The following is a 26,652-nucleotide window of genomic DNA, read 5'->3' as shown; positions in this document are numbered from 1 at the left end:
TATTGGGCAGGTAAGAACTGTTTAACTGGAGCAAAGTGATGAAAAAAGTCGTCACGGTTTGCCCTTATTGTGCCTCAGGTTGCAAGATCCACCTGGTGGTCGATAACGGCAAAATCGTCCGGGCGGAAGCGGCGCAGGGTAAAACCAATCAGGGCACGCTGTGCCTGAAAGGGTACTACGGCTGGGATTTTATTAACGATACCCAAATCCTCACCCCGCGCCTGAAAACCCCTATGATCCGCCGCGAGCGCGGCGGCAAGCTGGAAGCCGTCTCCTGGAATGAAGCGCTGGATTATGTTGCCACGCGCCTTAGCGCCATCAAGGCCAAGTATGGCCCGGATGCGATTCAGACCACCGGCTCCTCACGCGGAACCGGGAATGAAACCAACTATGTGATGCAAAAATTCGCGCGCGCCGTTATTGGTACCAATAACGTCGACTGCTGCGCTCGCGTCTGACACGGCCCATCGGTTGCAGGTCTGCACCAGTCGGTCGGTAACGGCGCAATGAGTAATGCCATCAATGAGATAGATAACACCGATCTGGTGTTCATCTTCGGCTATAACCCGGCGGATTCTCACCCTATCGTCGCGAATCACGTGATTCGCGCCAAACAGAACGGGGCGAAAATCATCGTCTGCGATCCGCGCAAAATTGAAACCGCGCGCATTGCCGATATGCACATCGCACTGAAAAACGGCTCGAACATCGCGCTGTTGAATGCGATGGGGCACGTCATTATTGAGGAGAACCTCTACGACCAGGCGTTTGTCGCAAGCCGTACGGAAGGGTTTGAAGAGTATCGCAAGATTGTCGAAGGCTATACGCCGGAGTCCGTAGAGGCGATAACCGGCGTCAGCGCACAGGAGATCCGCCAGGCGGCGCGGATGTACGCCGGAGCGAAAACCGCCGCCATTCTGTGGGGTATGGGCGTGACCCAGTTCTACCAGGGCGTGGAAACCGTGCGCTCGCTCACCAGCCTCGCCATGTTGACCGGCAATCTGGGTAAAGCGCATGTGGGCGTGAACCCGGTACGTGGTCAGAATAACGTGCAGGGCGCGTGCGACATGGGCGCGCTGCCGGACACCTATCCGGGCTACCAGTACGTCAAATTCCCGGAAAATCGCGAGAAATTCGCGAAGGCCTGGGGCGTGGAGAGCCTGCCTGAGCACACGGGGTATCGCATCAGCGAGCTGCCGCACCGCGCGGCGCACGGTGAAGTGCGTGCGGCCTACATCATGGGTGAAGATCCGCTCCAGACCGACGCCGAGTTGTCTGCGGTGCGTAAAGGGTTTGAGGATCTGGAGCTGGTGATTGTTCAGGATATCTTTATGACCAAAACCGCGGCGGCGGCGGATGTGATTTTACCGTCGACCTCCTGGGGAGAGCATGAAGGTGTCTATACGGCGGCAGACCGCGGCTTCCAGCGCTTCTTCAAGGCTGTCGAGCCGAAGTGGGATCTGAAAACGGACTGGCAGATCATCAGCGAAATCGCCACCCGCATGGGCTACCCGATGCACTACAACAACACCCAGGAGATCTGGGACGAGTTGCGGCATCTGTGCCCGGACTTTTATGGGGCAACCTATGAAAAAATGGGTGAGCTAGGCTACATCCAGTGGCCGTGCCGGGATGAGTCAGAGGCGGATCAGGGAACGTCGTACCTCTTTAAAGAAAAATTCGACACCCCGAACGGGCTGGCGCAATTCTTCACCTGCGACTGGGTCGCGCCGATCGATAAACTCACCGACGAGTATCCGATGGTGCTCTCCACCGTGCGTGAAGTGGGCCATTACTCCTGCCGTTCCATGACCGGCAACTGCGCCGCGCTGGCGGCGCTGGCGGATGAACCGGGCTACGCGCAGATCAACACCGCCGATGCCGAACGGCTCGGTATTGAAGATGAAGCGCTGGTGTGGGTGAACTCGCGTAAAGGCCGCATCATTACCCGCGCGCAGGTCAGCGACCGTCCGAACAAAGGCGCGGTCTATATGACCTACCAGTGGTGGATTGGCGCCTGTAACGAGCTGGTGACGGAGAACTTAAGCCCGATAACCAAAACGCCGGAGTATAAATACTGCGCCGTAAACGTGGAGCCCATAGCGGATCAGCGCGCAGCGGAACAGTACGTGATCGACGAATATAACAAGCTGAAAGCCCGCCTGCGTGAAAGCGCAATGGGATGAAGCTGTTAATTAATCGCTGACTAAATGGGGTGAGATATTCACCCCATTATTATTTCTGGCATCGCTATTAATAATATCAATATATTTCTCTGAAGACGTCTCGCAGAAAAATGTAATTTGCGCGAAAATTAATTACATCTTTGCATTTTAATTCAGAGGGATAAGATATGCGGCGGGTGCTTAAGACTTTCTGTCTTGAGCATTGTTGAGGGACAGAAAGTGGAAAGCCCCGGGAAATTTGCATTTACCCGAGGCTACCCCTCAACCCCCAACAGGTTGAGAGTAGCCTCTTATTCTTTTTTTCACAAGGAGTAAAAGGCATGACGCCATTAAAAACTGCGTTAGGCATCGTCTTTATTATTTGCCTGACGATAGTGATCTTTACCTTTATTACTCGCGGTAACTTATGTGAGTTTTCAATAAAGAGTGAACATCAGGAGGTGGCGGCTAAATTAGCCTGTAATGCAGGCTAACCTCTTCGGGCGGAACCCGTGTTCCGCCCGGCTTGTGGGATGCTGAGGTCTTAACGCACCCGTTTTTTTCTTCTGTCGCCGCGATTATACTGCGCGGCATGTACCCCGATGATAAGAATCCATGAAAGCCATTTTTCTGTTGTTATTATTTTTAACCGCCTTTGCCCGTGCCGATGAGATAGGCAGCCAGTATCGTAAACAGGCGGAAGCCGGTGATGCGCGCGCCCAGTATTATCTTGCCGATACGTACTTCAGCTCCGGCGACAGCAAGCAGGCCGCGCTGTGGGCCGAGAAAGCGGCGAAAGGCGGCAATGTCGACGCCATGGCGCTGCTGTCGCAAATCCTCTTTACGCAGGGCGACTACGCACAGGCCAAAGCTCTGGCCCAACAGGCAAACATTGCGGGCAGCAAACGCGGCGCGATCATGCTGGCACGGGTGCTGGTGAACACGCAAGCAGGCAAGACCGACTACCCGCAGGCCATTAAACTGCTGCAAACGGCGACCGAAGACATCGATAGCGACTCGGCGGTAGACGCGCAACAGCTGCTGGGGCTGATCTATGCCAACGGCGTTGAAGTCCCTCAGGATGACGTGCAGGCTGCGGCGTGGTTCAAGCGGAGTTCGGCTCTGTCCCGGACGGGCTATGCGGAGTACTGGGCAGGCATGCTGTTCAGGCAGGGTGAGAAAGGCTTTATCACACCGAATAAACAGAAAGCGCTTTACTGGTTAAACCTGAGCTGTACGGAAGGGTTTGATACCGGGTGTGAAGAGTTTGATGCGTTGAGCGGAGAGTAAATTATTGCCCGGTGGCGCTGCGCTTACCGGGCCTACGGTTATGTAGGCCGGGTAAGGCGAAGCCGCCACCCGGCATTTTTACATCATTGGTCAGCCGTTTTATCAAAACGACCCAGCACCTCGCGTTCATACGCCAGCGCTTTTTTACGGTCGAACTTGTGTTCCCACTTGGAGATTACCAGCACCGCCAGCGCATTACCCACCACGTTCAGCGCGGTACGCGCCATGTCGAGGATACGGTCCACACCGGCGATAAACGCCAGGCCTTCCAGCGGAATACCGACGCTGCCCAGCGTCGCCAGCAGCACCACGAAGGAGACGCCCGGCACGCCTGCGATACCCTTTGAGGTCACCATCAGGGTCAACACCAGCACGATTTCCTGCCACAGCGACAGGTCAATGCCGTACAGCTGAGCGATAAAGATTGCCGCAATACTCTGATACAGCGTTGAACCATCCAGGTTGAAGGAGTAACCGGTCGGTACAACGAAGCTGGTAATGGACGCCGGTGCACCGTAGGCCTCCATCTTCTCAATGATACGCGGCAGCACGCTCTCGGAGCTTGCCGTGGAGTACGCCAGAATCAGCTCATCTTTCAGAATGCGGATCAGGATCCAGATGCTCAGCCCGCACAGGCGCGCCACAATCCCCAGCACTACCAGCGCGAAGAACAGGATCGCGAAGTGCACCAGAATCACCAGCTTCGCCAACGGCCACAGGGAAGCAAAGCCGAAGTTCGCCACGGTTACGGCGATCAGCGCAAAAACACCCACCGGCGCATAGCGCATCACCATGTGGGTGACTTTGAACATGGTTTCAGAGATAGAGCGGAACACCGTTACCAGCGGTTCACGGTGCGTCGCGGGCAGGGAAGAAAGCCCCAGACCAAAGAGCACCGAGAAGAAGATGATCGGCAGCATCTCGCCCTTCGCCATTGACGCGATAATGTTGGTCGGCACCAGTGACAGAATTGTGCCCATCAGACCGTGCGAATGGCTCTGCACGTCGGCGGTGGTGCTTTGATATTTCGAAATATCCACCGTCGCCAGCTGCGACATATCAATCCCGGAACCTGGCTGGAACACGTTCGCCAGGGTGATACCAAGAATGATGGCAACCGTGGTGATCACTTCGAAATAGAGAATGGTTTTAACGCCGATGCGGCCTAACTGTTTCGCATCACCTACCCCGGCAATACCGACCACCAGCGTCGAGATCACAATCGGCACAACAATCATCTTGATCAGATGAATAAAGATATCGCCCGCTGGCGAGAGAAGGTTCGCAATCAGCCACTCGCGGCTGTCGCTATGGTAATGGAGGTAACTGCCCAGCAAGATGCCCAGCACAAGGGCCAGCAGGATCTGCCAGGCCAGGCTGACTTTCAAATTTTTCATAGAAACTGACTTCCTCAATGAAATCTCCGCACCAGCAAAACTGCATGAATATGGAGACATACTGAAAGGGTATGAATTGTGTTGCGTTGGTTTATGGGATTTTTTAACGCGCCGTATGAGTATCATTTGCACGGCATGCTGCGCAAGCCTTAAAGAACAAGGCATTTCACTGCAAAAAGCGTCATTGACGGTAATTAATAGCAATCCACATCAATAACCGATTGTTATGAAAAAACTTTTACAAACAAAAAAGTGAATAATTCTTCAGATGAATTATTTCCCTTCAAAGTTTCATTCGCTCAATTTTCATACTCTTCAGACATTGCGTGATCTGTCGCCCAAATACTAAACAAAGCTTGTAAAGCCCCTACTATTAACGTTTTTGCGACATATTATTAACATCTTACAAGGAGAAAAAAAGCCATGAGCCAAATACACAAACACGACATTCCCGCAAACATTGCGGACCGTTGCCTGATAAGCTCGGAGCAGTACCAGGAGAAATACCAGCAGTCCATTTCCAGCCCTGACGCATTCTGGGGTGAACAGGGCCACATCCTCGACTGGATCAAACCTTATCAGAAGGTAAAGAACACCTCTTTCGCGCCGGGCAACGTCTCCATTAAATGGTATGAAGACGGCACGCTGAACCTGGCGGCGAACTGCCTGGACCGCCATCTTGCCGAACGCGGCAACGAAACGGCCATTATCTGGGAAGGCGATGATGCCTCTCAGAGCAAACACATCTCATATAAAGAGCTTCATCGCGATGTCTGCCGCTTCGCCAACGTGCTGCTGGCCCAGGGCATTAAAAAAGGCGATGTGGTGGCGATCTATATGCCGATGGTGCCGGAAGCCGCGGTGGCTATGCTGGCCTGCGCGCGCATCGGCGCGATCCACTCCGTTATTTTTGGTGGCTTCTCGCCGGAGGCGGTTGCCGGACGTATCGTCGACTCGAACTCAAAGCTGGTGATCACCGCTGACGAGGGCGTGCGTGCCGGGCGCGGCATTCCGCTGAAGAAAAACGTCGATGAAGCGCTGAAAAACCCGAACGTGAAATCCATCCATAACGTCATTGTCTTCAAACGCACGGGCGGCAACATCGACTGGCACGAAGGCCGAGACCTGTGGTGGAGCGATCTGATTGAAAACGCGAGCGACCAGCATCAGCCGGAAGAGATGAACGCGGAAGATCCGCTGTTTATCCTTTATACATCCGGATCCACTGGTAAGCCGAAAGGCGTGCTGCATACCACCGGCGGCTATCTGGTTTACGCGGCCACCACCTTTAAATACGTTTTCGACTACCATCCGGGCGACATCTACTGGTGTACCGCCGACGTGGGCTGGGTCACCGGTCACAGCTACCTGCTGTACGGCCCGCTGGCCTGCGGCGCAACGACGCTGATGTTTGAAGGCGTACCTAACTGGCCAACGCCGGCGCGTATGTGCCAGGTGGTCGATAAGCATCAGGTCAACATTCTCTACACCGCGCCAACGGCGATCCGTGCGCTGATGGCGGAAGGCGATAAAGCCATCGAAGGGACCGACCGCTCTTCCCTGCGCATCCTCGGTTCCGTGGGCGAGCCGATCAACCCGGAAGCCTGGGAGTGGTACTGGAAAAAGATCGGCAACGAGAAGTGCCCGGTGATGGACACCTGGTGGCAGACCGAAACCGGCGGCTTCATGATCACCCCGATGCCGGGCGCCACGCAGTTGAAAGCCGGTTCGGCCACCCGTCCGTTCTTCGGCGTGCAGCCTGCGCTGGTGGACAACGAAGGCAATCCGCAGGAAGGGGCCACCGAAGGCAACCTGGTAATCGTCGATTCCTGGCCTGGCCAGGCGCGTACCCTGTTCGGCGACCATGAGCGCTTCGAACAGACCTACTTCTCGACCTTTAAAAACATGTACTTCAGCGGCGACGGCGCGCGCCGGGACGAAGACGGTTATTACTGGATCACCGGACGCGTGGACGATGTGTTGAATGTTTCCGGCCACCGTCTGGGCACGGCGGAGATTGAGTCTGCGCTGGTGTCGCATCCGAAGATTGCCGAAGCGGCAGTTGTCGGCATTCCTCACAACATCAAAGGCCAGGCGATCTACGCCTACGTCACCCTGAACCACGGCGAAGAGCCGTCGCCAGAGCTGTATACCGAGGTGCGCAACTGGGTGCGTAAAGAGATCGGCCCGCTGGCCACGCCGGACGTGCTGCACTGGACCGACTCACTGCCGAAAACCCGTTCCGGCAAGATTATGCGTCGTATTCTGCGCAAAATCGCAGCAGGCGACACCAGCAACCTCGGTGATACCTCAACGCTTGCCGATCCTGGCGTGGTGGACAAACTGCTCGAAGAGAAGCAGGCCATCGCAATGCCTTCCTAGTGTTTCTCCCTCTCCCCGTGGGAGAGGGCCGGGGTGAGGGCATCAGACCGCACCTTCCTTCCATCACCCTAACCCTCTCCCCATAGGGGAGAGGGGATAAAAACAAACCAACCTTACCTTTGGAGACTCTGTGATGAATAACGATATTTGTCAGCAGATAGAGAATAGTGCGCACTACAGGGAGCTCGTCGAAAAACGGCAACGGTTTGCCTTTATCCTTTCCATCATCATGCTGGTTATTTACGTCGGCTTTATTCTGCTGATCGCCTTTGCGCCGCAGTGGCTCGGTACGCCGCTGCACGCCGGAACCAGCGTTACGCGCGGCATCCCAATTGGCATTGGCGTTATCGTTATTTCGTTTGTGCTGACAGGTGTGTATGTCTGGCGTGCGAACGGTGAATTCGATCGTCTTAACAGAGAAGTTCTGCGCGAGGTAAAAGCATCATGAAGCGAGTCCTGACGGCGCTTGCCGCCACACTTCCCTTTGCTGCCCATGCGGCAGATGCCCTTACCGGCGAGGTCCAGCGCCAGCCAACCAACTGGCAGGCGATTATCATGTTCCTGATTTTCGTGGTGCTAACGCTTTACATCACCTACTGGGCGTCGAAACGCGTGCGCTCCCGTAACGATTACTACACCGCGGGCGGCAACATTACCGGCTTCCAGAACGGGCTGGCGATTGCGGGAGACTTTATGTCTGCCGCCTCGTTCCTCGGGATCTCCGCGCTGGTTTATACCTCGGGGTATGACGGCCTGATCTACTCCCTCGGCTTCCTCGTCGGCTGGCCGATCATTCTGTTCCTGATTGCCGAGCGCCTGCGTAACCTTGGCCGCTACACCTTTGCAGACGTAGCTTCATACCGCCTCAAACAAGGCCCCATCCGCATGCTCTCCGCCTGCGGTTCGCTGGTGGTGGTGGCGCTGTACCTGATTGCGCAGATGGTCGGTGCGGGCAAACTGATCGAGCTGCTGTTCGGTCTGAACTACCACGTCGCGGTGGTGCTGGTAGGCGTGCTGATGGTGATGTACGTCCTGTTCGGCGGCATGCTGGCCACCACCTGGGTACAGATCATCAAAGCGGTACTGCTGCTGTTCGGCGCCAGCTTTATGGCCTTTATGGTGATGAAACACGTCGGGTTCAGCTTCAATAATCTGTTTACCGAAGCCATGTCAGTGCACCCGAAAGGGGAAGCGATCATGAGCCCAGGCGGGTTGGTGAAAGATCCGATATCCGCGCTCTCGCTCGGTCTCGGCCTGATGTTCGGTACCGCTGGCCTGCCGCATATCCTGATGCGTTTCTTCACGGTGTCTGATGCACGTGAAGCGCGTAAAAGCGTGTTCTACGCCACCGGGTTTATGGGCTACTTCTACATACTGACCTTTATCATCGGCTTTGGCGCGATCATGCTGGTGGGGGCAAACCCGGCGTTTAAAGACGCGGCGGGCGCGCTTATCGGCGGTAACAACATGGCGGCGGTGCATCTGGCCGACGCGGTAGGCGGTAACCTGTTCCTCGGCTTTATCTCTGCCGTGGCCTTCGCCACCATCCTCGCGGTGGTTGCCGGGCTGACGTTGGCTGGTGCGTCTGCGGTATCGCACGATCTCTACGCCAACGTTTTCCGCAAAGGCGCAAGCGAGCGCGATGAGCTGAAAGTCTCCAAAATCACCGTACTGGTGCTGGGCGTCGTCGCCATCCTGCTGGGGATTTTGTTCGAGAAGCAGAACATCGCCTTTATGGTGGGGCTGGCCTTCTCGATTGCGGCAAGCTGTAACTTCCCGATCATTCTGCTCTCCATGTACTGGTCAAAACTGACCACCCGTGGGGCGATGATTGGCGGCTGGCTGGGGCTGCTGACGGCGGTGATTCTGATGATCCTCGGCCCGACCATCTGGGTGCAGATCCTCGGTCACGAAAGCGCTATCTTCCCGTATGAATACCCGGCGCTGTTCTCCATTGCCGTGGCGTTTATTGGGATCTGGTTCTTCTCAGCGACCGACAACTCGCCGGAGGGTAACCTGGAGCGTGAGAAATTCCGCGCCCAGTTTATCCGCTCGCAAACCGGCCTGGGTGTTGAGCAGGGCCGCGCGCACTAAACCTTTTCTCCCCGGTCGCTCTGGCCGGGGAACTTAAAACATCACCCACGCCACCAGCGGCGCGATTAATACCATTGTCACGCCCGAGAGCATCATCACCAGGCTTGCAACAACGCCTTCCTGCTGTCCCAGCTCATACGAACGTGCCGTCCCCGCCCCGTGCGACGCCGCGCCAAACCCCGCCCCTTTCGCCATCCCTTCGCGAATGGAAAGGCGCAGAAACAGCACATCCCCCACTGCCATGCCGAACACGCCGGTCACCACCACAAACAGCGCCACCAGATCCGGCTGTCCGCCGAGCGGTTTAGCCGCCGCCAGCGCGAACGGTGTGGTCACCGAGCGTACCGCCAGGCTGCGCTGGATTTCATCAGACAGGGTAAACAGCCGCGCCAGCCAGACCGAGCTGCACACCGCCACTACCGTCGCGGTGACGACTCCCGCGCTGAGCGACATCCAGTGGCGTTTAATAATTGCCAGGTTGTCATACACCGGCACCGCAAAGGCGATAGTCGCCGGGCCGAGCAGCCACAGCAGCCAGTGGGATTCACCAATGTAGTTCTGCCAGGAGATATGGCCGAAGACCAGCATCAGCACCAGCAGGATCGGCGTAAAGACCAGCGGCATCAGCGGCAGCGTGCGAAAGCGGCGATACAGGCGCTTGTTGGCAAAGTAAATGACGACTGTCGCAATCAGGCATAGCACGCTTATCTGAAAGTTAGTCATGCTTCTGCCTGCTGATTTCAAAGCGATACACTTTATCCACCACCCAGGCGGTGGCGCCCAGCACCATCAGCGTGCTCAGGGCGATAACCGCAAAGATGCGCCAGCCGTCGACCATCAGCAGTTGCGCATAATTCACCACCGCCACCACGGCCGGAACGAAGAACAGCAGCATCTCCGCCAGCAGCCAGCGCGCACCGGCCCGCACCCAGCTAAGGGGTAACGCGCGACAGAGGATCAACGTCAGCATCAGCACCATTCCCACCAGGTTGGCGGGTAAAGGCAGGTTCAGCCAGTCGACAAGATATTCAGCAAAAACAAACAGTCCCGCGTAGAGCAGTACCTGAACCGGTACCTGGAGTCGTTGAACAACGGCAGGCGTAACACGGCTTAACGCCACGGCCATGGGGGTTTTCCTCAGAAATGAGACGAGGCGCCAGTATAGTGAGCGTACGGTATCGACTGAAATGAATTAAAATCATCGAAGGTATAGTTTCGAGGAATAATCATGGACATAAGAACGCTGCGCTATTTTGTCGAGGTGGTTCGCCAGCAAAGTTTTACCCGCGCAGCGGAGAAGTTATTCGTAACCCAGCCTACCATCAGTAAGATGCTGAAAAACCTCGAAGATGAGCTGAACTGTACCCTGCTGATCCGCGACGGGCGCAAGCTGCTGCTGACCGATACCGGTCGCGTAGTGTTCGAGCGCGGGCTGGCAATTCTGGCGGAGTTCCGCCAGCTGGAGGCCGAGCTTGGGGACATCAACCACCTGACAAAAGGGCTGCTGCGGCTCGGCATTCCGCCGATGGTCGGCATGATGATGGCCGGGCCGATTAGCCTGTTTCGCCAGCGCTATCCCGGCGTTGAGCTAAAAATCTCTGAGTTTGGCGGCCTGACCGTGCAGCAGGCGGTGATGAACGGTGAACTGGACGTGGCCATGACGGCCCTTCCCGTGGAAGAAGAGAGCGGGCTGGCAACGCTGCCGCTGTTCAGCCACCCGCTGTGCGTGCTGGTGCCGCGCTCCGGCGACTGGCTGAAGATTGAATCAGTAAAACCCGAGCTGCTCGGCGAACACCCGCTGCTGATTTACAACGAAGATTTCGCCTTAAGCCGCCAGCTGATGGCGCTGTTTAACCAGCACAACGTAAAGCCGCGCATTGCGGTGCGCAGCGGCCAGTGGGATTTTCTGGCGGCGATGGTACAGGCGGGCGTGGGGATAGCCATTCTGCCGCAGCCGATCTGCGAGCGGCTGGATAAAAACACGCTGCGCTGGATCCCGCTGGAGAGCGATCTGCACTGGCAGTTAGGGATGATCTGGCGTGAAGGGGTGTATCTGTCGCACAGCGCACAGGCGTGGTTGCAATGCTGTGAGGGGTTTTGGGTACCCTCACCCTAACCCTCTCCCTGTGGGCTGAGGGATCCCCAGTAATTTTTTTATGCAGAAGCAATAAAGTTGCTTTCTAAATGACTGAGGGCTGTCAGCGATGCCCTGGTCCGGCTGTAAATCGCTGAGGCGTTTGCCTTCCGGCCGGGGCGAGGCGCAGGGATGCGCCGAGAGGGCGGCTTTACAGGGACGTTGCCTCCGCCCGTACCCGATAAGCCGGAAGGAATAAGCCGAGGGCACCGCGAAGCGGCGATTTACCGCCGGGAGCCCGGGTCGCCAGGGTGGTGGCGACTGAGCCACCCTGGCACGTTCACCGGTCATGTCGTTACAGAGTAGCAAGGAACATAAAGTGAACGGAATGACCACCACCGCCGTATGTTCCCCTCACCCTAACCCTCTCCCCGGAGGGGCGAGGGGATTGCTCAGTGCTCGCATTAATTTGTGGGGAACCCTCAGCCCATAGGGAGAGGGAACCGATCGAGCACGTAGGCCCGGTAAGCGCAGCGCCACCGGGCAATTACAGCGCTACTGATTCTCTATCAACAACGCTTCCAGCAGATCCAGATCGTGCAGCAGCTTTTGCAGCGTCTCGTTGCTGATCTGCCGCGTCGCGCGCAGGTGATACAGCTCGGCACGCTCGGAGCGCAGCGCCGCCAGGCGGAAACGGCGCTCGAGGTTCTCTTCCTGCAACGAACTTTCCACGTCGTTACGTCCGTCAGCACGGCGACGCAAATTACCGATCACGCGTGAACTGACTTCCTTCAGCAGCTGGTTATCAATGTTCTCTTCGGCATCGGCGGCCAGACGCTCCTCCATCTTCTCGATGGCGACAATCGCTACTTCCGCCGTCGCCGCACGGGCAATCCGCTCTTCCTTATGCTGCTGCGAGGTGTCACCCGCATCAATATGCTGCAGCAGAATCGGCAGCATAATTACGCCGACAAACAGGGAGAAGAGGATCACGCCCGCCGCCAGGAACACCAGCTCGTAGCGCGCCGGGAAGACGTCGCCCGTCGGCAGAAGCAGAGGAATGGAGAGCACACCAGCAAGGGTGATCGCCCCGCGAACGCCCGCGAAAGAGGCAATCAGCAGCTCGCGCGTGGTCCAGGAGCCGAACTCCATCGGCTTTTTGGTCAGGAAGCGAACGCTGAACTTCTTCATCGTCCACAGCCAGCCGAAACGCACCAGCATCAGCGAAAGGTAGATGAGTACGATATCGGTAAACAGCATCCAGACTTCAACGTTTGGATCCGCTTCGGCCGCGATCAGCGAAGATTCCATAATGCCCGGCAGTTGCAGGCCCAACAGCAGGAACACCATGCCGTTAAAGACAAACTCGAGCATCGCCCAGGTACTGTTCGCGCGCAGACGCATCGCCAGCGGCGCCCGGCGCATCACGCCGGAACGGGTGATGGTCATCCCCGCGGCTACCGCCGCCAGAATGCCCGACACGCCGATATGTTCGGCAATCAGGTAAGAGGCGAACGGCAGCAGGAACAGCAGGACGATCTGCGTCGCCGGTTCATCGCCGCCCCAGCGGCTGAGGAAGCGCAGCGAACGACCGTACAGCCAGCTTACAACAAAGCCTGCGAGGATACCGCCAATCGCCACCTTGAAGAATTCGAGGGTTGCACCGCCGACGGTAAAGACCATGGTGCCCATGGCTACCGCCACGGCAAACTTCAGGGCGACCAGGCCGGAAGCGTCGTTCATCAGCGCCTCGCCCTGCAAAATGCCCATGATTTTCTTAGGAATGCGCCCTTCGCCCACAATGCCGGACAGCGCCACGGCGTCGGTCGGCGACAGCACGGCAGCCAGCGCAAAGGCGGGTATAAGCGGGATCCCCGGTACGGCCCAGTAGATCAGGAAACCAATCCCGACCACGGTAACGACCACCAGCGCCAGCGCCAGACCGAAGATCTCTCGCCCGTGCTCAAGAAATTCGCGCGTCGGCGTTTTCCAGCCATCGGCAAACAGCAGCGGCGGGATAAACAGCACGAGGAACAGTTCCGGATCGAACTCCACGTGCAGACCGAACGTCGGCCACGCCAGCAGCGCGCCGATAGCTATTTGCATTAAAGGCAGGGGGACCTGGAAGGGCAGTACGCGTGTAACCACCCCGGATAATGAGACCACAAGGGTCATGATGAGTATTGTGAAGAAAATTTCCATGCGTTCCCTGTTTGCTGTGTTTCTTTTCAAGCCAAAACTGAGGCGTCGTGCCTCTTATTCTATCCTCTCCAGAGTAACGTAAAAGACAACGGGATGAGTCCTGAAAATAAAAACGGGCGGCCTGAGCCACCCGTTTTCGCATCAATGGATAACTTAAATTGCCCAGCCGCCCGCGTAGAACGCCACCAGCGCAACGGCGATGACAACGGTACCGATGTTCAGCTTGCGCCACTCACCGGAGACCAGACGCCCAATCACCAGCGAGGCGAAACCGATCATAATGCCGGTCACGATGTTACAGGTCAGCACGATAAAGACCGCGGTGATCAGACCGGACATGGCATCAACAAAGTCAGCAAAGTCGATTTTCGCCACATTGCTCAGCATCAGCAGGCCGACGTACATCAGCGCAGGTGCGGTCGCGTAAGCTGGCACCAGATAAGAGAGCGGAGAGAGGAACAGGATCAGCAGGAACAGTACGCCAACGGTAATAGCCGTCAGGCCGGTTTTGCCGCCTGCCGCCGTACCCGCTGCGGACTCAATGTACACTGCCGCTGGCGCTGCACCCACCAGGCCAGAGAAAACGCTGCTCAGGGAGTCGGTGGTCAGCGCTTTGCCGCCGTCAATGATCTGGCCGTCTTTGTCCAGCAGGTTAGCCTGCCCCGCCACCGCGCGGATGGTCCCGGTGGCGTCAAACACCGCGGTCATTACCAGCGCCAGCACGCTTGGCAGGATCACCGGGTTCAGCGCGCCCACAATATCCAGGCTGCCAATCAGGGAGTTACCGTTGTCATCGCTCAGCGACGGCATGGCGAAAATCCCGGAGAAATGAACGGACGGGTCGAAGATCAGACCGACGATGGACACGCCGATAATGGTCAGCAGAATGCCGCCCGGCACTTTCAATTTTTCCAGGCCAATGATCACCGCCAGCCCCACCAGCGACATAATTACCGGGAAGCTCGCGAAGTTACCCAGCGCAACCGGCAGGCCGTCCAGCGGGTTCTTGATGACCAGACCCACGCCGTTGGCGGCGATCAGCAGCAGGAACAGGCCGATGCCGATACCGGTGCCGTGCGCCACGCCCTGCGGCAGGTTGCGCAAAATCCAGCTACGGATGCCGGTAGCAGAGATCACGGTGAACAGTACACCCATCAGGAACACCGCGCCGAGCGCTACCGGGACGCTGATATGCTGGCCCAGCACCAGGCTGAAGGCGGTAAACGCGGTCAGGGAGATGGCGCACCCGATCGCCAGCGGCAGGTTCGCCCACAGGCCCATCACAATCGAACCCACACCCGCAACCAGGCAGGTGGCAACGAAGACCGCCGCTGGCGGGAAGCCCGCTTTGCCGAGCATGCCCGGCACCACGATGACGGAGTACACCATCGCCAGAAACGTCGTCAGACCGGCAACAACTTCCTGGCGCACGGTGCTGCCGCGAGCAGAAATTTTAAACATGGCGTCAAGTGAACCGCCGGTACGCGCAGATGGCGTAGACATAGAAAACATCCCCTGAAAATTTTTATTGAAAGTCCGTAAGCGTGGTGGAGACTCCACTGCCAGCGAAACGTCAAATCCTTGTGCTGCGTTTGCGACGAAAGGGGCGTCACAAAAAAAGCAAACGTTTAGCTCCGCGCTTACAAAACGGGTGGTCAAATGTAGGCAAACGATTATCTAGCCTAATACCCGCCCTTTTCAACTGAACTTTCTCGTTTTTCGCTAAAATTGCCTCATGACGATGAAGAATTAAGCAGAGGATGCGCAAACGTTATCGTCCATGCGCAATTTCGTTACATTTCATCCCCCGCCGGGTATCGTCAGCGGGCCGCCTTTCGCAAGCGTTGTCTGCCAGCCCGGACGTGCCTCCACTCTCTGTTTCCACGCCGCTATGTGGTCGAGATTGTCGATGCCGCCTCTCGCCAGCAGGGCGAAGAGGGGAAAACTCATCTGGATGTCCGCCATGGTCAGCGTGTCGCCGGCAAACCAGCTGTTTTCGGCAAGATGATCGTTAATAAAGCGCGCATGCGTTTCCAGCTGGCGGTTGAGATACGCTTTTTGCACCCCCTGCCCCAGCGCCTTACCCAGCGTGCGCAGGCCAAACGGGACGGGGGGTTTGCCGAGGCTGTTAAATACCAGCTTCATTAACAGCAGCGGCATCAAAGATCCTTCGGCGTAATGCAGCCAGAAGCGATACTGCACTTTATGAGCGGGATCTAACGGTTTGAATCGTGACGCCGAATCGTACGTTTCCTGAAGATATTCCAGAATCGCGCCTGATTCAGCCAGAACCAGTCCGTTATCTTCCAGTACCGGGGATTTTCCCAGCGGATGCACTTTTTTGAGCGCGTCTGGTGCGAGCATGGTTTTTTCGCGCTGGTAGCGCACAATCTCATATGTCAGACCCAGCTCTTCCAGCGCCCAGAGGACGCGATGGGAACGAGACTGGTTAAGGTGGTGGACCGTTAGCATGATGTTCTCCGGTGATTCATACTTTTTAACTATAGAAAACTGAACAACTTCACGAAAAAAATTCGGCTAAAATCTCATCATCTCCGGTGGCAAAAACGGCGGCCGGGCATAGAATTAAAGTGTCAGTACAAACCGGAACCTCCTCCATAAGCTCGACACGAGGAGTACTGATGTCGGGGGAAACCCTCCCGTGAGCCAGCGGGATAGAGAGAAAGACAAAGACCGGAAAAAACTAAAGCGCCCTTAGTGGCGCTTTAGTTCTTTATGCTTGTTGCCGGGTGGCGGCTGCGCCTTACCCGGCCTACAAAACCGAGAGCGTAGGCCGGGTAAGCGAAGCACCCGGCAAACACCTTTCAATCCTCCTCCAGCAACCGCGCCCCTGTTCCCTGCTCGCCCAGCCTGTCACCCGGGTTACGCAGCGGACAATCACTACGTGATAAACACCCGCAACCAATACAGCCATCCAGTTCATCGCGCAGGGCCACCAGCGTGTGAATACGACGATCCAGTTCTTCTCGCCACTGGGACGACAGCTGCTTCCACTCTTTCGCGCTCAGCGAGTGTCCTTCCGGCAATACGCCGAACGCGTCGCCGATGGTAGCCAGGGGGATGCCGATACGTTGCGCAATTTTGATAATCGCCACGTAGCGGAGCACATCGCGGGTATAGCGCCGCTGGTTTCCGGCGTTACGGATACTTTTTATTAACCCTTTGCTTTCATAGAAGTGGAGCGCCGACACCGCCACGCCGCTTCGTTTCGCCACTTCACCGGGGGTTAACAGCGCTTTGATGCGCGGTAATCTCTTTTCCATAAAACCTCTTTACCTCAAGTTAACTTGAGGAATTATACTCCCCCGCAGAGAAAACGACGAATCAACCAGGACAGATGTCTCCACAGAGGGGTAACCTTATGTCGCATCAGCAAATTATTCAGACGCTTATTGAATGGATTGATGAACATATCGACCAGCCGTTGAACATTGATGTGGTCGCTAAGAAGTCGGGCTATTCGAAATGGTATTTACAGAGAATGTTCCGCACCGTAATGCATCAAACGCTGGGTGACTACATTCGCCAGCGCAGGCTCCTGCTGGCGGCGCAGGCGTTACGCTCAACGCAGCGGCCCATTTTTGATATCGCAATGGATCTGGGCTATGTGTCGCAGCAGACCTTTTCCCGCGTCTTCCGCCGCGAGTTTGACCGTACGCCGAGCGACTACCGCCATCAGCTCAATTAATGCGTGTTAACGCAAGGGTTGCTGCTGCCAGGCCATAAATGCCTGGGGCGGCATCGCTTTCGCGAAGTGCCATCCCTGACAATACTGCACGCCACGTTTCAGCAGCCAGCTCACCTGCTCCCCCGTCTCGACCCCTTCCGCAATGGTTTTCAGCCGCAGGCTTTGCGCCATCTCAATGATGTGCTCGGCAATCAGGTGGCTGGTGCTGTTGGTGGTTAAGGTATCGATAAAAGATTTGTCGATTTTCAGGATATCGACGTTCAGCGAATAGAGGTTATGCAGGTTAGAGTAGCCGGTTCCGAAATCATCAATCGCCACTTCATACCCCGCCTGGCGAAACGCCTGAATGACCGGCGTGGTTTTCGGCACGTCAATAAACCCCCGCTCCGTCACCTCAATTTTGATTTGCTGCGCGCGAACCGAGTAAAAGCGGGCTTTGTCGGAGATCAGGGCGATAAGACGCGAAGAGTGAAAATCTGACGCCGACAGGTTAATCGAGACATACAGATCGGGGTGAGCGGCAAGAAAATGGCCCAGATCGGTGAACACCTCCTCCACGACGTAATCCGTAATGCGCTCAATCATCCCCTCTTTTTCGGCCAGGGGAATAAATTCCGCCGGGCTCATAACCTGACCGTTGAATCCTGGCCAGCGCAACAACGCCTCTGCTCCCACGCACTGGTTATTTTTTATATCAATAATGGGCTGATAATGGACGCACAGCTGGCGTTTATTCAGCGCCCGGTGCAGAAGTCGGCCAGGCGAATTGAATTCACGGTGTGTTCGCGACCACACCAGCAAAATAATAATGCTGCAAATCATCCCCAGCGGTAGCGTCAGAGTAGCCTGATGATAAAGCGTTTTATAAAAACGGGCATTGGAGGTTGAAACGATGGCCGCAATGGGCCTCTGCTCTGATTTTACGATCGTATAAAAACGGTCATCTTTCTGAAAAGTCGTTTCCTGATGTCGGAGCATCGAATGCAATAAAGACATATTGGCTTTCTGACTCACAGAAAAGAATGCATTGCTGACGGTGTCATACACTCCCCACGACAGGGAACGATCGTCTGACATCACCTCACTGTACGAAAGCGGGTTGATCACTGCGACATAATTTCCGCGCTGCATATATATCATTTTATAACCATTAAAAAATGGCGTATCGCGAAAATAATAGATAGCAACGTCGGGTTTACGTGTGTAATTGGCAGCGGGGATGATGTAAGGATGATCCGGCGTAAAAAGGGTCGAGCAGAGAAAGTCCTGGCCTTCAGCATAAATTAAATCGGCAACAAAAAGGCGACCGCGGGAAACGTTCAACATATATTGACGATGCTCCGGCGTACACACTTTACCCTGATATTTTTCTGCGTCTTCCCGGGCCATATCAACCTGTTGAATAACCCGTTCAGTTTTGTTTAAAGCAAGTTCAGCAAACGTGCGCAGCTGAGCGCTGATTTCCGACACGGCTCTAAGCTGGGCAAACCATAGCGCAAGCATCACCGGCAGCATAACTACCATGATAATCCCGACCGCTTTGAGCATTTTGCGCCGCGCGCTACGATTCATTTCCCGCTCTGTATCCCTGCATGTTGTACGCCTGTAGCAATGAAGACCGGCTGCTTTGATAAACAGGTGATTACGTTGCATGAATCATGGGAAGTTAGCAACTGACTTTTGGTATTAAAAATCCTAAAATTCGTGATGCCGATAATATTTTCCCGTAAGCCAAACTAAAAGTATTCATTTCGTTTCTGATAAGGATAATAATTACCCGCGACAGGTGTGGAAAATTTGTTGGCTGAAATAGCCTGCTCTTTGTTCTTATGCTGATTTATAAATAATCAGACGCCAGAACCGTTTTTCCTCTTCCCGTACGCTTGGCGTCATATAATGCCTTATCAGCACGCATCAGTATGGCAGAAGTATCCCGTTGCCCCTGACAGACTTCAACCACCCCGGCGCTGAAAGAGAGTACCAGCGTTTTATCGCCCACACGCAGCGGTTTTGAGATCAGCGCGGCACGCAGCCGGGAAGAGAGCAACGTAGCGGCCATACCATCCGTACGCGCCAGCAGAAGAACAAACTCTTCGCCCCCTACCCGTCCCAGTGCCGACCCGGCCGGGCTCACTTCGCGAATACGGTCGCAAAAGTGAATCAATGCCGCATCGCCAACCTGATGTCCCCACCGATCGTTGATCTGCTTGAAATAATCGAGATCGAACATCAGGAGACAGAAATGGCTACTGACATCCTGCGGCGAACTGGCTGCCAGCGCCATTTTGAGCCGCTGTAAAATTGTCGAGCGATTCAGACAGCCCGTCAGATCGTCCGTGGTGGCTTTGACGGTCAGCTGCTGTTCTGCTTTTTTACGTTCGGTGATATCCAGGCCAATATTGAGAATGGAGTTATCCGGTAAAAGGATGTTTGACCAGAGGATGGTTAACGGCGTCCCGTCTTTACGCACCGGGTGCCATTCGTACATATCCTTAAGTGGTGCGAAACGAACCGACTCCTGCACGCGCCGTCGCTCCTCGGGATCCGGGTAAAACAGGGCCAGCGGATCGGGGTGCTCGCCGATTTCAGTCATACTCCAGCCAAAGACTTTTTCGCATTCGGCGTTCCACAATACACACCGGTTATGCCTGTCAAAGGCGTTCATCAATACCGGAGCACGTTCAAATAAAGTTTTATATTGCGTGACGACGCGCTGCATCTCTTGCGCTGTTTTTTCCCGCACGATGATGTCATCAAAATAATCTTTTAGCTTCTCGACCAATACCACCACGATATTTTTCAATATCGGTAACGAGGTCAGTTTTTCATTAAAAGCCAAAAAGAAATAACCACTGCACTGTCTGCCATGCGCTGAGAGTTTACACAGCACGCCGCTTTGCAGCCGCGCATAGCCCGGGTGCTGAGGGGAAAATACCGCCCGACCAATATGCTCTTTCCAGTAGATAACGCGCCAGGCGCGGTGATGCCGTTGCAACAGGGTGCTGGCAAGAAAATCCGCCACGTTGAAGGCGTGACACGTCACGTCGCCGACACAAACCACGCGCGGCCCGTCTGCGGATTCGACACTGACCCACGAGAGATTTGCCCCCAGTGCGCTGTTGATGATTTCCAGCATTTCAACCGGCGAACACTGCGCGTTGAGTTGTGGCATCAGCTTCGCCAGGGCGTGCAGAGCCTGCATGCTGTCGTTAATAATCTCGCGTCTTTTTTCTTTCATTATCTTTTCGCAGGTCATTAATCGAGAGAGCAACCGCAATAACTCATATCTGAATAAAAGAATAAGACCACGAAATCAAAGAGTATGCTGAGTGTTAAAAAAGAATAAAAATCCAAATAATTCAATGTGATGAATTATTTTTGCGGGTACATTTATTGTTCCACACAAGCATAATCCATAGACATACTGCTGTAAACGCTATACAGCCGAGGGTGTTTTGCAAAGGTTTTGCTATCTGAATGAATTAAAAATAAAAATTCCGGCTAAGCGCCGATCTGAGCGAGTACGATATATTTTCCCCGGTTAAAAACCCACTTTTACCTCATAGGATACTGGCGAATAAAACAGCAAATGTGATATAGTTCACACATCTTATGTAACGAGAAACATTGTTTCATTCCAGTTCGTCTGTTTTGTCGAGGATGGGTTTTATGGCAACCATTACCACCAGCATGGTGCTCCTGCGCTGGCCGTTGTTGAGCGCGGTTTTGATGTTCCTGGCCAGCACGTTAAACATTCAGTTCCGAAAGTCCGACTACGCAGGTCTTGCTGTGATTAGCACCCTGTTAGGGTTGGGTGCCGCATGCTGGTTCGCGACAGGTTTGCTCGGCATTACGCTGGTGGATATGGCCGCCGTCTGGGAAAACATTAAAGTGGTGATGGTTGAAGCCATGAGCCACACTCCGCCAGACTGGCCGATGGTGATTACCTGATAGCCTGTTATAAAAAAACCCAGACATTGTCTGGGTTTTTTGTGTTTCACGCGTCTGGATATCAGAACGGGATATCGTCGTCGAAGTCCATTGGCGGTTCGTTAGACGGTGCCGGAGCAGACTGCTGCTGCGGACGAGACTGCGCGCCGCCGCTAAACTGATTGCCGCCCTGAGGCTGCTGAGGCTGACCCCAACCGCCCTGCTGCTGGCCGCCACCTGCCGGTGCGCCACCGCCCTGACGACCACCCAGCATCTGCATGGTGCCGCCTACGTTGACCACCACTTCCGTGGTGTATTTTTCCTGACCGGATTGATCGGTCCATTTGCGGGTACGCAGCTGGCCTTCGATATAGACCTGAGAACCCTTACGCAGATACTCACCGGCCACTTCAGCCAGTTTGCCAAACAGCACAACGCGGTGCCATTCGGTCTGCTCTTTCATTTCACCGGTCGCTTTATCACGCCAGGATTCGGAAGTAGCCAGCGTAATGTTGGCAACTGCGCCACCACTCGGCATGTAGCGTACTTCCGGGTCCTGGCCCAGATTACCGACGAGAATCACCTTGTTTACGCCTCTGCTGGCCATGTTCGTGTCTCCTGAATACGTTTCTTAATAGTGTAAACGCGCGAGTGTACCATTTCCATGCGACACTTTGATAGTTGCGTAGCATGTTCCAGAGTTCTCTCGCGGACTCGACATTGTTACACAGTGAATCAGAAAATGCATTCCAATACTGTATATTCAAACAGGTCATTTTGTGTCATAATTAGCCGTTTCTGACAGCCGTTTGTCCTTCAAACAAATCAGGCAATCCGTGTTCCAACCGGGAAAGGTGAATGGATAAGATCGAAGTTCGGGGCGCCCGCACCCACAATCTCAAGAATATCAACCTCATAATCCCTCGCGACAAACTCATCGTCGTGACCGGGCTTTCGGGGTCTGGCAAATCCTCACTGGCTTTCGACACTTTGTATGCCGAAGGACAGCGTCGTTACGTTGAATCGCTCTCGGCGTACGCGCGTCAGTTCCTGTCGCTGATGGAAAAACCGGATGTCGACCACATTGAAGGGTTGTCTCCTGCTATCTCCATTGAGCAGAAATCCACATCGCATAACCCGCGTTCTACGGTCGGTACCATTACCGAAATCCATGACTACCTGCGTCTACTGTATGCGCGCGTGGGCGAGCCGCGTTGTCCGGATCATGACGTTCCGCTGGCGGCCCAGACCGTCAGCCAGATGGTGGATAACGTGCTGTCTCAGCCGGAAGGCAAACGCCTGATGCTGCTGGCGCCAATCATTAAAGAGCGTAAGGGTGAACACACCAAAACGCTGGAAAACCTGGCAAGCCAGGGCTATATCCGCGCCCGTATCGATGGCGAAGTGTGTGACCTGTCCGATCCGCCAAAGCTGGAGCTGCAAAAGAAACACACCATCGAAGTGGTGATTGACCGCTTTAAGGTACGTGAAGATCTGGCGACGCGTCTGGCGGAATCCTTTGAAACGGCGCTGGAACTGTCGGGCGGCACGGCGGTGGTGTCAGACATGGACGATGCGAAAGCGGAAGAGCTGCTCTTCTCCGCTAACTTCGCCTGCCCGATTTGCGGCTACAGCATGCGCGAGCTGGAACCGCGCCTGTTCTCGTTCAACAACCCAGCGGGCGCGTGCCCGACCTGTGACGGCCTCGGCGTTCAGCAATATTTCGACCCGGACCGCGTGATCCAGAACCCGGAGCTGTCGCTGGCGGGTGGCGCCATTCGCGGCTGGGATAAGCGTAATTTTTACTACTTCCAGATGCTGAAATCGCTGGCAGAGCACTATAAGTTCGACGTTGAAGCCCCGTGGGCCAGCCTGAGCGCGAACGTACATAAAGTGATCCTGTTCGGTTCCGGCAAAGAGAACATCGAGTTCAAGTACATGAACGATCGCGGTGACACTTCCGTGCGTCGCCACCCGTTCGAAGGGGTGCTGCACAACATGGAGCGCCGCTACAAAGAGACCGAATCCAGCGCGGTGCGCGAGGAGCTGGCGAAGTTCATCAGCAACCGCTCCTGCGCCACCTGCGAGGGTACACGTCTGCGTCGCGAAGCGCGTCACGTGTTTGTTGAAAACACGGCGCTGCCGACCATCTCAGACATGAGCATCGGTCACGCAATGGACTTCTTCAACAACCTGAAGCTCTCCGGCCAGCGCGCGAAAATCGCCGAAAAAGTGCTGAAAGAGATCGGCGATCGCCTCAAGTTCCTCGTGAACGTCGGCCTGAACTACCTGACGCTTTCCCGATCGGCTGAAACGCTCTCCGGCGGTGAAGCCCAGCGTATCCGTCTGGCGAGCCAGATTGGTGCGGGCTTAGTCGGCGTGATGTACGTGCTGGATGAGCCGTCTATCGGCCTGCACCAGCGCGACAACGAACGCCTGCTCGGCACGCTGGTTCACCTGCGTAACCTTGGCAACACGGTGATTGTGGTTGAGCACGACGAAGACGCCATTCGCGCCGCAGACCACGTGATCGACATCGGCCCGGGCGCTGGCGTGCACGGCGGACAGGTGGTGGCAGAAGGGACGCTGAAAGACATTATGGCGGTGCCCGAGTCGCTGACCGGCCAGTACATGAGCGGCAAGCGCAAAATTGAAGTGCCAAAACAGCGCGTGGCGGCGAACCCGGAAAAAGTGCTGAAGCTAACCGGGGCGCGCGGCAACAACCTGAAAGACGTGACCCTGACGCTGCCTGTCGGGCTGTTTACCTGCATCACCGGCGTGTCCGGTTCCGGTAAATCGACGCTGATCAACGATACGCTGTTCCCGATTGCGCAGACGGCGCTGAACGGCGCGACGCTGGCCGAGCCTGCACCGTACCGCGACATTCAGGGGCTGGAGCATTTCGACAAGGTTATCGATATCGATCAGAGCCCGATTGGCCGCACCCCGCGCTCCAACCCGGCGACCTATACTGGCGTCTTTACGCCCGTCCGTGAACTCTTCGCGGGTGTACCGGAAGCGCGTTCGCGCGGCTACACGCCAGGACGTTTCAGCTTTAACGTGCGCGGCGGCCGCTGTGAAGCGTGCCAGGGCGACGGCGTAATCAAGGTTGAGATGCACTTCCTGCCGGATATCTACGTGCCGTGCGACCAGTGTAAAGGCAAGCGCTATAACCGCGAAACGCTGGAGATTAAGTACAAAGGCAAGACCATCCACGAAGTGCTGGATATGACCATCGAAGAGGCGCGCGAGTTCTTTGACGCCGTCCCTGCGCTGGCGCGTAAGCTGCAAACCCTGATGGATGTGGGTCTGACCTATATTCGTCTGGGGCAGTCAGCGACAACGCTGTCCGGCGGTGAAGCGCAGCGCGTGAAGCTGGCGCGTGAGCTGTCCAAACGCGGTACCGGTCAGACGCTGTACATTCTGGACGAGCCGACCACCGGCCTGCATTTTGCGGATATCCAGCAGCTGCTGGACGTGCTGCACCAGTTGCGCGATCAGGGCAACACCATCGTGGTGATTGAGCACAACCTGGACGTGATTAAAACCGCGGACTGGATTGTCGATCTCGGCCCGGAAGGCGGCAGCGGCGGCGGTGAAATCCTCGTCTCCGGTACGCCAGAGACCGTTGCAGAGTGCGAAGCCTCGCACACCGCGCGCTTCCTCAAACCGTTGCTGTAATCGTTACACGGAGAGCTGCTGTCGGATCGTTTCCGGCAGCAGTTCTACCGCCTGTTGATACGACGCATCTACCAGGTAGTAAATTTGCGAATCTGGCAGCGAGCCGTCGAGAAACACCGTACTCCAGTGTGCTTTATTCAGATGCTTGCTTGGCCTGACATCATCGTGCTGCTGGCGCAGTAAGTCGGCCAGTTCAGGACTGGTTTTCAGCGATGCCGCAGGACGTCCCTCAACCTCTTTTACCATCGCGAACAACACATCACCCACTTTGATCTGCGTGGCTTTCCAGTCGCTGTGAACGCTCTGTTCTGCGCCCGGCTTGCTCATGCAGTACTGAAGTATCTCCGAAATTGTCATCTTTATTCCCCTTGTAGCGTTGCGATAATTTTACGCGAACCACCGTGAATGCGATGTTCTCCCAGCCAGATCCCCTGCCACGTTCCCAGCAGCAGCCGTCCGTTGTGGACCGGCAGCATCAACGAGACCCCCAGCAAAGAGGATTTGATGTGCGAAGGCATATCATCCGCCCCCTCGTAATCATGGTCATACGGGGCGTTATCCGGGACGGTTTTCAGAAAATGCCGCTCCATGTCAGACCGGACGGTGGGATCGCAATTTTCATTGAGCGTGAGAGAAGCAGACGTGTGCTGAAGCAGCAGATGCAGCAAACCCGTTTTGACGCGCGGCAGGTCGCGGATTTGCCCGATGACTTCGTCCGTCACCAGGTGAAATCCGCGTGGTTTTGCGCTTAAGGTCAGGGTCTGTTGATACCACATGTGCTGCTCCGTGTTGAAAGATGAATCTTTCTAAGTGTGCAGCAAGAAAGCGAAAGGTAAAACCCGCGCGGCGAGATTTGCTTAAAAAAGCATTCACCCCGCGTTAATGCATCAGTATTCGGAGTTAACGATCACCTCTTCACCAAATTTTCCGGCCATTGGCAGAGGCCGGTAGGTGGAGTTCGAGGCGCGTAACACCCGGATGCCTCTGGCTCCCACATCGTGCGCCGCGGTGATGTCGTTATCTGAATCACCGTAGAACACCTTGATATTTTTCTTTTCCAGCCACTGGGTTTTGGTGTTTTGCCCTTCCTGGTCCCCGGCAAAAATGACCGGATTCATGCTGGCCGCCGGGATCAGAAAATCATCCTGTAGCGTTTTCGAGACGGTTTCGGTTTTGGTCTGGCTACGTCCTGTCACGAAGTAAATGCTGTCGCCGCGCTTTACGTGCATGGCGATCAGCGCGCGGGCAACCTCTTTCGGGATACTGAACTCATCCCAGCCGTTGTTCATCTTTTCCCAGAATTCCGGGTTTTTCAGATAGGCTTCGCTCTCAGGGGAGTACGTTTTTTTGCCGCGCCAGAAACCGGGGCTGGAGAAGAGAACGGTATCGTCAATATCGAAGCCCACGGCCATCGGCGGGCGACCCGTCAGGCTGTTTTCGATTTGTGCCACTGAAACCCAGTGAATGGGGGCCTGTTCGGCAAGAATGGCGGCGGTGGTGCCGGTGTAAAGCGGCGTGGGTGCAGAAGCCCGCGCAACAACGGTACTATTAAGCGAGAACAATAAGCAGGCGGCGCTGAGCGCCAGTGTGATCTTGCGCATGTTTTCCCCTGAATATTCAGTTTGTTATCTTTTTATTTTGAGCGGATGGTCAAAAACTATCCGACCATAACCCCAGCGGGAGGGGAAGAAAAGGAGTTTTTGCTTATGAAGCTGAATAAAAAGAAGA

23 protein-coding genes are annotated in these 26,652 nt (G+C 55.5%); 10 read left to right on the top strand and 13 right to left on the bottom strand.

All coding sequences use genetic code 11. The features are described from left to right. The first annotated feature begins 38 nt into the window (after positions 1–38). From fdhF to ACQG0S_RS01720, 3 genes are all read left to right on the top strand, one after another. Positions 39–2,186 carry a formate dehydrogenase subunit alpha gene (gene fdhF, locus ACQG0S_RS01730; protein WP_080298763.1) on the top strand — a complete coding sequence of 716 codons (2,148 nt, stop codon included), beginning with the start codon at positions 39–41 and terminating at the stop codon, positions 2,184–2,186. A gap of 320 nt (positions 2,187–2,506) precedes the next feature. Beyond that, positions 2,507–2,659, top strand: a complete 153-nt coding sequence (locus ACQG0S_RS01725; RefSeq protein WP_022646767.1) for a Hok/Gef family protein — start codon at positions 2,507–2,509, stop codon at positions 2,657–2,659. A 121-nt stretch (positions 2,660–2,780) separates the two neighbouring features. Beyond that, complete coding sequence (locus tag ACQG0S_RS01720) at positions 2,781–3,455, top strand: tetratricopeptide repeat protein (protein ID WP_038415085.1); 675 nt, start codon at positions 2,781–2,783, stop codon at positions 3,453–3,455. Positions 3,456–3,538: 83 nt separating this feature from the next. On the opposite strand, the gene gltP is transcribed toward ACQG0S_RS01720, so the two are convergent. After that, the gene (gene gltP, locus ACQG0S_RS01715; protein ID WP_022646765.1) at positions 3,539–4,852 is read right to left on the bottom strand and encodes a glutamate/aspartate:proton symporter GltP; all 1,314 of its coding nucleotides are present in this window, start codon (positions 4,850–4,852) and stop codon (positions 3,539–3,541) included. Positions 4,853–5,275: 423 nt separating this feature from the next. Here gltP and acs point away from each other — a divergent pair, with 423 nt between their 5' ends. The 3 genes from acs to actP all read left to right on the top strand — a co-directional run bounded on the left by acs (position 5,276) and on the right by actP (position 9,328). Beyond that, a complete protein-coding gene (gene acs, locus ACQG0S_RS01710; protein WP_169440885.1) occupies positions 5,276–7,234 on the top strand; it encodes an acetate--CoA ligase in 1,959 nt (652 codons plus the stop codon). 133 nt (positions 7,235–7,367) lie between these two features. After that, positions 7,368–7,682 (top strand): DUF485 domain-containing protein, encoded by a 315-nt coding sequence (locus tag ACQG0S_RS01705; RefSeq protein ID WP_022646763.1) that lies wholly within the window; start codon positions 7,368–7,370, stop codon positions 7,680–7,682. After that, positions 7,679–9,328 carry a cation/acetate symporter ActP gene (gene actP / locus ACQG0S_RS01700; protein WP_023299099.1) on the top strand — a complete coding sequence of 550 codons (1,650 nt, stop codon included), beginning with the start codon at positions 7,679–7,681 and terminating at the stop codon, positions 9,326–9,328. The genes ACQG0S_RS01705 and actP overlap by 4 nt, the downstream gene beginning before the upstream one ends. A 33-nt stretch (positions 9,329–9,361) precedes the next feature. On the opposite strand, the gene ACQG0S_RS01695 is transcribed toward actP, so the two are convergent. Both ACQG0S_RS01695 and ACQG0S_RS01690 read right to left on the bottom strand, forming a co-directional pair. After that, the gene (locus ACQG0S_RS01695; protein WP_022646761.1) at positions 9,362–10,051 is read right to left on the bottom strand and encodes an LrgB family protein; all 690 of its coding nucleotides are present in this window, start codon (positions 10,049–10,051) and stop codon (positions 9,362–9,364) included. Next, the gene (locus ACQG0S_RS01690; RefSeq protein ID WP_022646760.1) at positions 10,044–10,454 is read right to left on the bottom strand and encodes a CidA/LrgA family protein; all 411 of its coding nucleotides are present in this window, start codon (positions 10,452–10,454) and stop codon (positions 10,044–10,046) included. The genes ACQG0S_RS01695 and ACQG0S_RS01690 overlap by 8 nt, the downstream gene beginning before the upstream one ends. Positions 10,455–10,556: 102 nt before the next feature. Between ACQG0S_RS01690 and ACQG0S_RS01685 the strand changes: the two genes are divergently transcribed. Further along, a complete protein-coding gene (locus ACQG0S_RS01685; RefSeq protein ID WP_022646759.1) occupies positions 10,557–11,444 on the top strand; it encodes a LysR family transcriptional regulator in 888 nt (295 codons plus the stop codon). Between the two features lie 513 nt (positions 11,445–11,957). Here ACQG0S_RS01685 and ACQG0S_RS01680 read toward each other — a convergent pair. From ACQG0S_RS01680 to soxR, 4 genes are all read right to left on the bottom strand, one after another. Further along, positions 11,958–13,604, bottom strand: a complete 1,647-nt coding sequence (locus ACQG0S_RS01680; protein ID WP_022646758.1) for a Na+/H+ antiporter — start codon at positions 13,602–13,604, stop codon at positions 11,958–11,960. A 153-nt stretch (positions 13,605–13,757) separates the two neighbouring features. Next, positions 13,758–15,107 (bottom strand): guanine/hypoxanthine transporter GhxP, encoded by a 1,350-nt coding sequence (ghxP, locus tag ACQG0S_RS01675; protein WP_022646757.1) that lies wholly within the window; start codon positions 15,105–15,107, stop codon positions 13,758–13,760. 297 nt (positions 15,108–15,404) lie between these two features. After that, complete coding sequence (locus tag ACQG0S_RS01670; protein ID WP_022646756.1) at positions 15,405–16,076, bottom strand: glutathione S-transferase family protein; 672 nt, start codon at positions 16,074–16,076, stop codon at positions 15,405–15,407. Positions 16,077–16,429: 353 nt separating this feature from the next. Beyond that, positions 16,430–16,888, bottom strand: a complete 459-nt coding sequence (gene soxR, locus ACQG0S_RS01665; protein WP_003860275.1) for a redox-sensitive transcriptional activator SoxR — start codon at positions 16,886–16,888, stop codon at positions 16,430–16,432. A 98-nt stretch (positions 16,889–16,986) separates the two neighbouring features. Here soxR and soxS point away from each other — a divergent pair, with 98 nt between their 5' ends. Continuing rightward, on the top strand, positions 16,987–17,313 hold the full coding sequence (gene soxS / locus ACQG0S_RS01660; protein ID WP_003860277.1) for a superoxide response transcriptional regulator SoxS: 327 nt from the start codon (positions 16,987–16,989) through the stop codon (positions 17,311–17,313). Between the two features lie 6 nt (positions 17,314–17,319). Here soxS and ACQG0S_RS01655 read toward each other — a convergent pair whose 3' ends face one another. Both ACQG0S_RS01655 and ACQG0S_RS01650 read right to left on the bottom strand, forming a co-directional pair. Beyond that, on the bottom strand, positions 17,320–18,885 hold the full coding sequence (locus ACQG0S_RS01655) for an EAL domain-containing protein (protein ID WP_048966214.1): 1,566 nt from the start codon (positions 18,883–18,885) through the stop codon (positions 17,320–17,322). Between the two features lie 265 nt (positions 18,886–19,150). Next, on the bottom strand, positions 19,151–20,551 hold the full coding sequence (locus tag ACQG0S_RS01650; protein ID WP_048966215.1) for a sensor domain-containing diguanylate cyclase: 1,401 nt from the start codon (positions 20,549–20,551) through the stop codon (positions 19,151–19,153). A gap of 431 nt (positions 20,552–20,982) precedes the next feature. On the opposite strand from ACQG0S_RS01650, the gene ACQG0S_RS01645 reads away from it, so the two are divergent. Continuing rightward, positions 20,983–21,264, top strand: coding sequence for a YjcB family protein (locus tag ACQG0S_RS01645; RefSeq protein ID WP_022646751.1), 282 nt, complete (start codon positions 20,983–20,985; stop codon positions 21,262–21,264). Between the two features lie 61 nt (positions 21,265–21,325). On the opposite strand, the gene ssb1 is transcribed toward ACQG0S_RS01645, so the two are convergent. Then, positions 21,326–21,850, bottom strand: coding sequence for a single-stranded DNA-binding protein SSB1 (gene ssb1 / locus ACQG0S_RS01640; protein ID WP_003860284.1), 525 nt, complete (start codon positions 21,848–21,850; stop codon positions 21,326–21,328). Between the two features lie 251 nt (positions 21,851–22,101). Between ssb1 and uvrA the strand changes: the two genes are divergently transcribed. Continuing rightward, complete coding sequence (uvrA, locus tag ACQG0S_RS01635; RefSeq protein WP_003860287.1) at positions 22,102–24,924, top strand: excinuclease ABC subunit UvrA; 2,823 nt, start codon at positions 22,102–22,104, stop codon at positions 24,922–24,924. Positions 24,925–24,927: 3 nt separating this feature from the next. Here the strand turns inward: uvrA and ACQG0S_RS01630 are convergent, their stop codons facing one another. From ACQG0S_RS01630 to aphA, 3 genes are all read right to left on the bottom strand, one after another. Further along, positions 24,928–25,281, bottom strand: a complete 354-nt coding sequence (locus ACQG0S_RS01630; protein WP_006810472.1) for an MmcQ/YjbR family DNA-binding protein — start codon at positions 25,279–25,281, stop codon at positions 24,928–24,930. 2 nt (positions 25,282–25,283) lie between these two features. After that, a complete protein-coding gene (locus ACQG0S_RS01625; protein ID WP_023299095.1) occupies positions 25,284–25,700 on the bottom strand; it encodes a secondary thiamine-phosphate synthase enzyme YjbQ in 417 nt (138 codons plus the stop codon). Positions 25,701–25,811: 111 nt separating this feature from the next. After that, a complete protein-coding gene (gene aphA, locus ACQG0S_RS01620; protein WP_048966216.1) occupies positions 25,812–26,525 on the bottom strand; it encodes an acid phosphatase AphA in 714 nt (237 codons plus the stop codon). Between the last annotated feature and the right edge of the window lie 127 nt (positions 26,526–26,652).

Source organism: Enterobacter cloacae complex sp. 418I7 (assembly GCF_050030705.1).
In the GTDB taxonomy this organism is placed as follows: Bacteria; Pseudomonadota; Gammaproteobacteria; order Enterobacterales; family Enterobacteriaceae; genus Enterobacter; species Enterobacter intestinihominis.
Note: the sequence above shows the minus strand (reverse complement) of the source record. Positions and strands in the feature narration are given on the sequence as shown.

Excerpts from the sequence above, each read along its gene's own strand:
- ACQG0S_RS01680 (WP_022646758.1), bottom strand. The coding sequence starts at position 13,604 with ATGGAAATTTTCTTCACAATACTCATCATGACCCTTGTGGTCTCATTA.
- ACQG0S_RS01645 (WP_022646751.1), top strand. The coding sequence starts at position 20,983 with ATGGCAACCATTACCACCAGCATGGTGCTCCTGCGCTGGCCGTTGTTG.
- ACQG0S_RS01725 (WP_022646767.1), top strand. The coding sequence starts at position 2,507 with ATGACGCCATTAAAAACTGCGTTAGGCATCGTCTTTATTATTTGCCTG.
- gltP (WP_022646765.1), bottom strand. The coding sequence starts at position 4,852 with ATGAAAAATTTGAAAGTCAGCCTGGCCTGGCAGATCCTGCTGGCCCTT.
- ssb1 (WP_003860284.1), bottom strand. The coding sequence starts at position 21,850 with ATGGCCAGCAGAGGCGTAAACAAGGTGATTCTCGTCGGTAATCTGGGC.
- ACQG0S_RS01685 (WP_022646759.1), top strand. The coding sequence starts at position 10,557 with ATGGACATAAGAACGCTGCGCTATTTTGTCGAGGTGGTTCGCCAGCAA.
- acs (WP_169440885.1), top strand. The coding sequence starts at position 5,276 with ATGAGCCAAATACACAAACACGACATTCCCGCAAACATTGCGGACCGT.
- ACQG0S_RS01690 (WP_022646760.1), bottom strand. The coding sequence starts at position 10,454 with ATGGCCGTGGCGTTAAGCCGTGTTACGCCTGCCGTTGTTCAACGACTC.
- ACQG0S_RS01625 (WP_023299095.1), bottom strand. The coding sequence starts at position 25,700 with ATGTGGTATCAACAGACCCTGACCTTAAGCGCAAAACCACGCGGATTT.
- ACQG0S_RS01695 (WP_022646761.1), bottom strand. The coding sequence starts at position 10,051 with ATGACTAACTTTCAGATAAGCGTGCTATGCCTGATTGCGACAGTCGTC.
- ACQG0S_RS01670 (WP_022646756.1), bottom strand. The coding sequence starts at position 16,076 with ATGCTAACGGTCCACCACCTTAACCAGTCTCGTTCCCATCGCGTCCTC.
- ghxP (WP_022646757.1), bottom strand. The coding sequence starts at position 15,107 with ATGTCTACGCCATCTGCGCGTACCGGCGGTTCACTTGACGCCATGTTT.
- aphA (WP_048966216.1), bottom strand. The coding sequence starts at position 26,525 with ATGCGCAAGATCACACTGGCGCTCAGCGCCGCCTGCTTATTGTTCTCG.
- soxR (WP_003860275.1), bottom strand. The coding sequence starts at position 16,888 with ATGGAAAAGAGATTACCGCGCATCAAAGCGCTGTTAACCCCCGGTGAA.
- uvrA (WP_003860287.1), top strand. The coding sequence starts at position 22,102 with ATGGATAAGATCGAAGTTCGGGGCGCCCGCACCCACAATCTCAAGAAT.
- ACQG0S_RS01650 (WP_048966215.1), bottom strand. The coding sequence starts at position 20,551 with ATGAAAGAAAAAAGACGCGAGATTATTAACGACAGCATGCAGGCTCTG.
- ACQG0S_RS01705 (WP_022646763.1), top strand. The coding sequence starts at position 7,368 with ATGAATAACGATATTTGTCAGCAGATAGAGAATAGTGCGCACTACAGG.
- ACQG0S_RS01720 (WP_038415085.1), top strand. The coding sequence starts at position 2,781 with ATGAAAGCCATTTTTCTGTTGTTATTATTTTTAACCGCCTTTGCCCGT.
- ACQG0S_RS01630 (WP_006810472.1), bottom strand. The coding sequence starts at position 25,281 with ATGACAATTTCGGAGATACTTCAGTACTGCATGAGCAAGCCGGGCGCA.
- soxS (WP_003860277.1), top strand. The coding sequence starts at position 16,987 with ATGTCGCATCAGCAAATTATTCAGACGCTTATTGAATGGATTGATGAA.
- ACQG0S_RS01655 (WP_048966214.1), bottom strand. The coding sequence starts at position 18,885 with ATGAATCGTAGCGCGCGGCGCAAAATGCTCAAAGCGGTCGGGATTATC.
- actP (WP_023299099.1), top strand. The coding sequence starts at position 7,679 with ATGAAGCGAGTCCTGACGGCGCTTGCCGCCACACTTCCCTTTGCTGCC.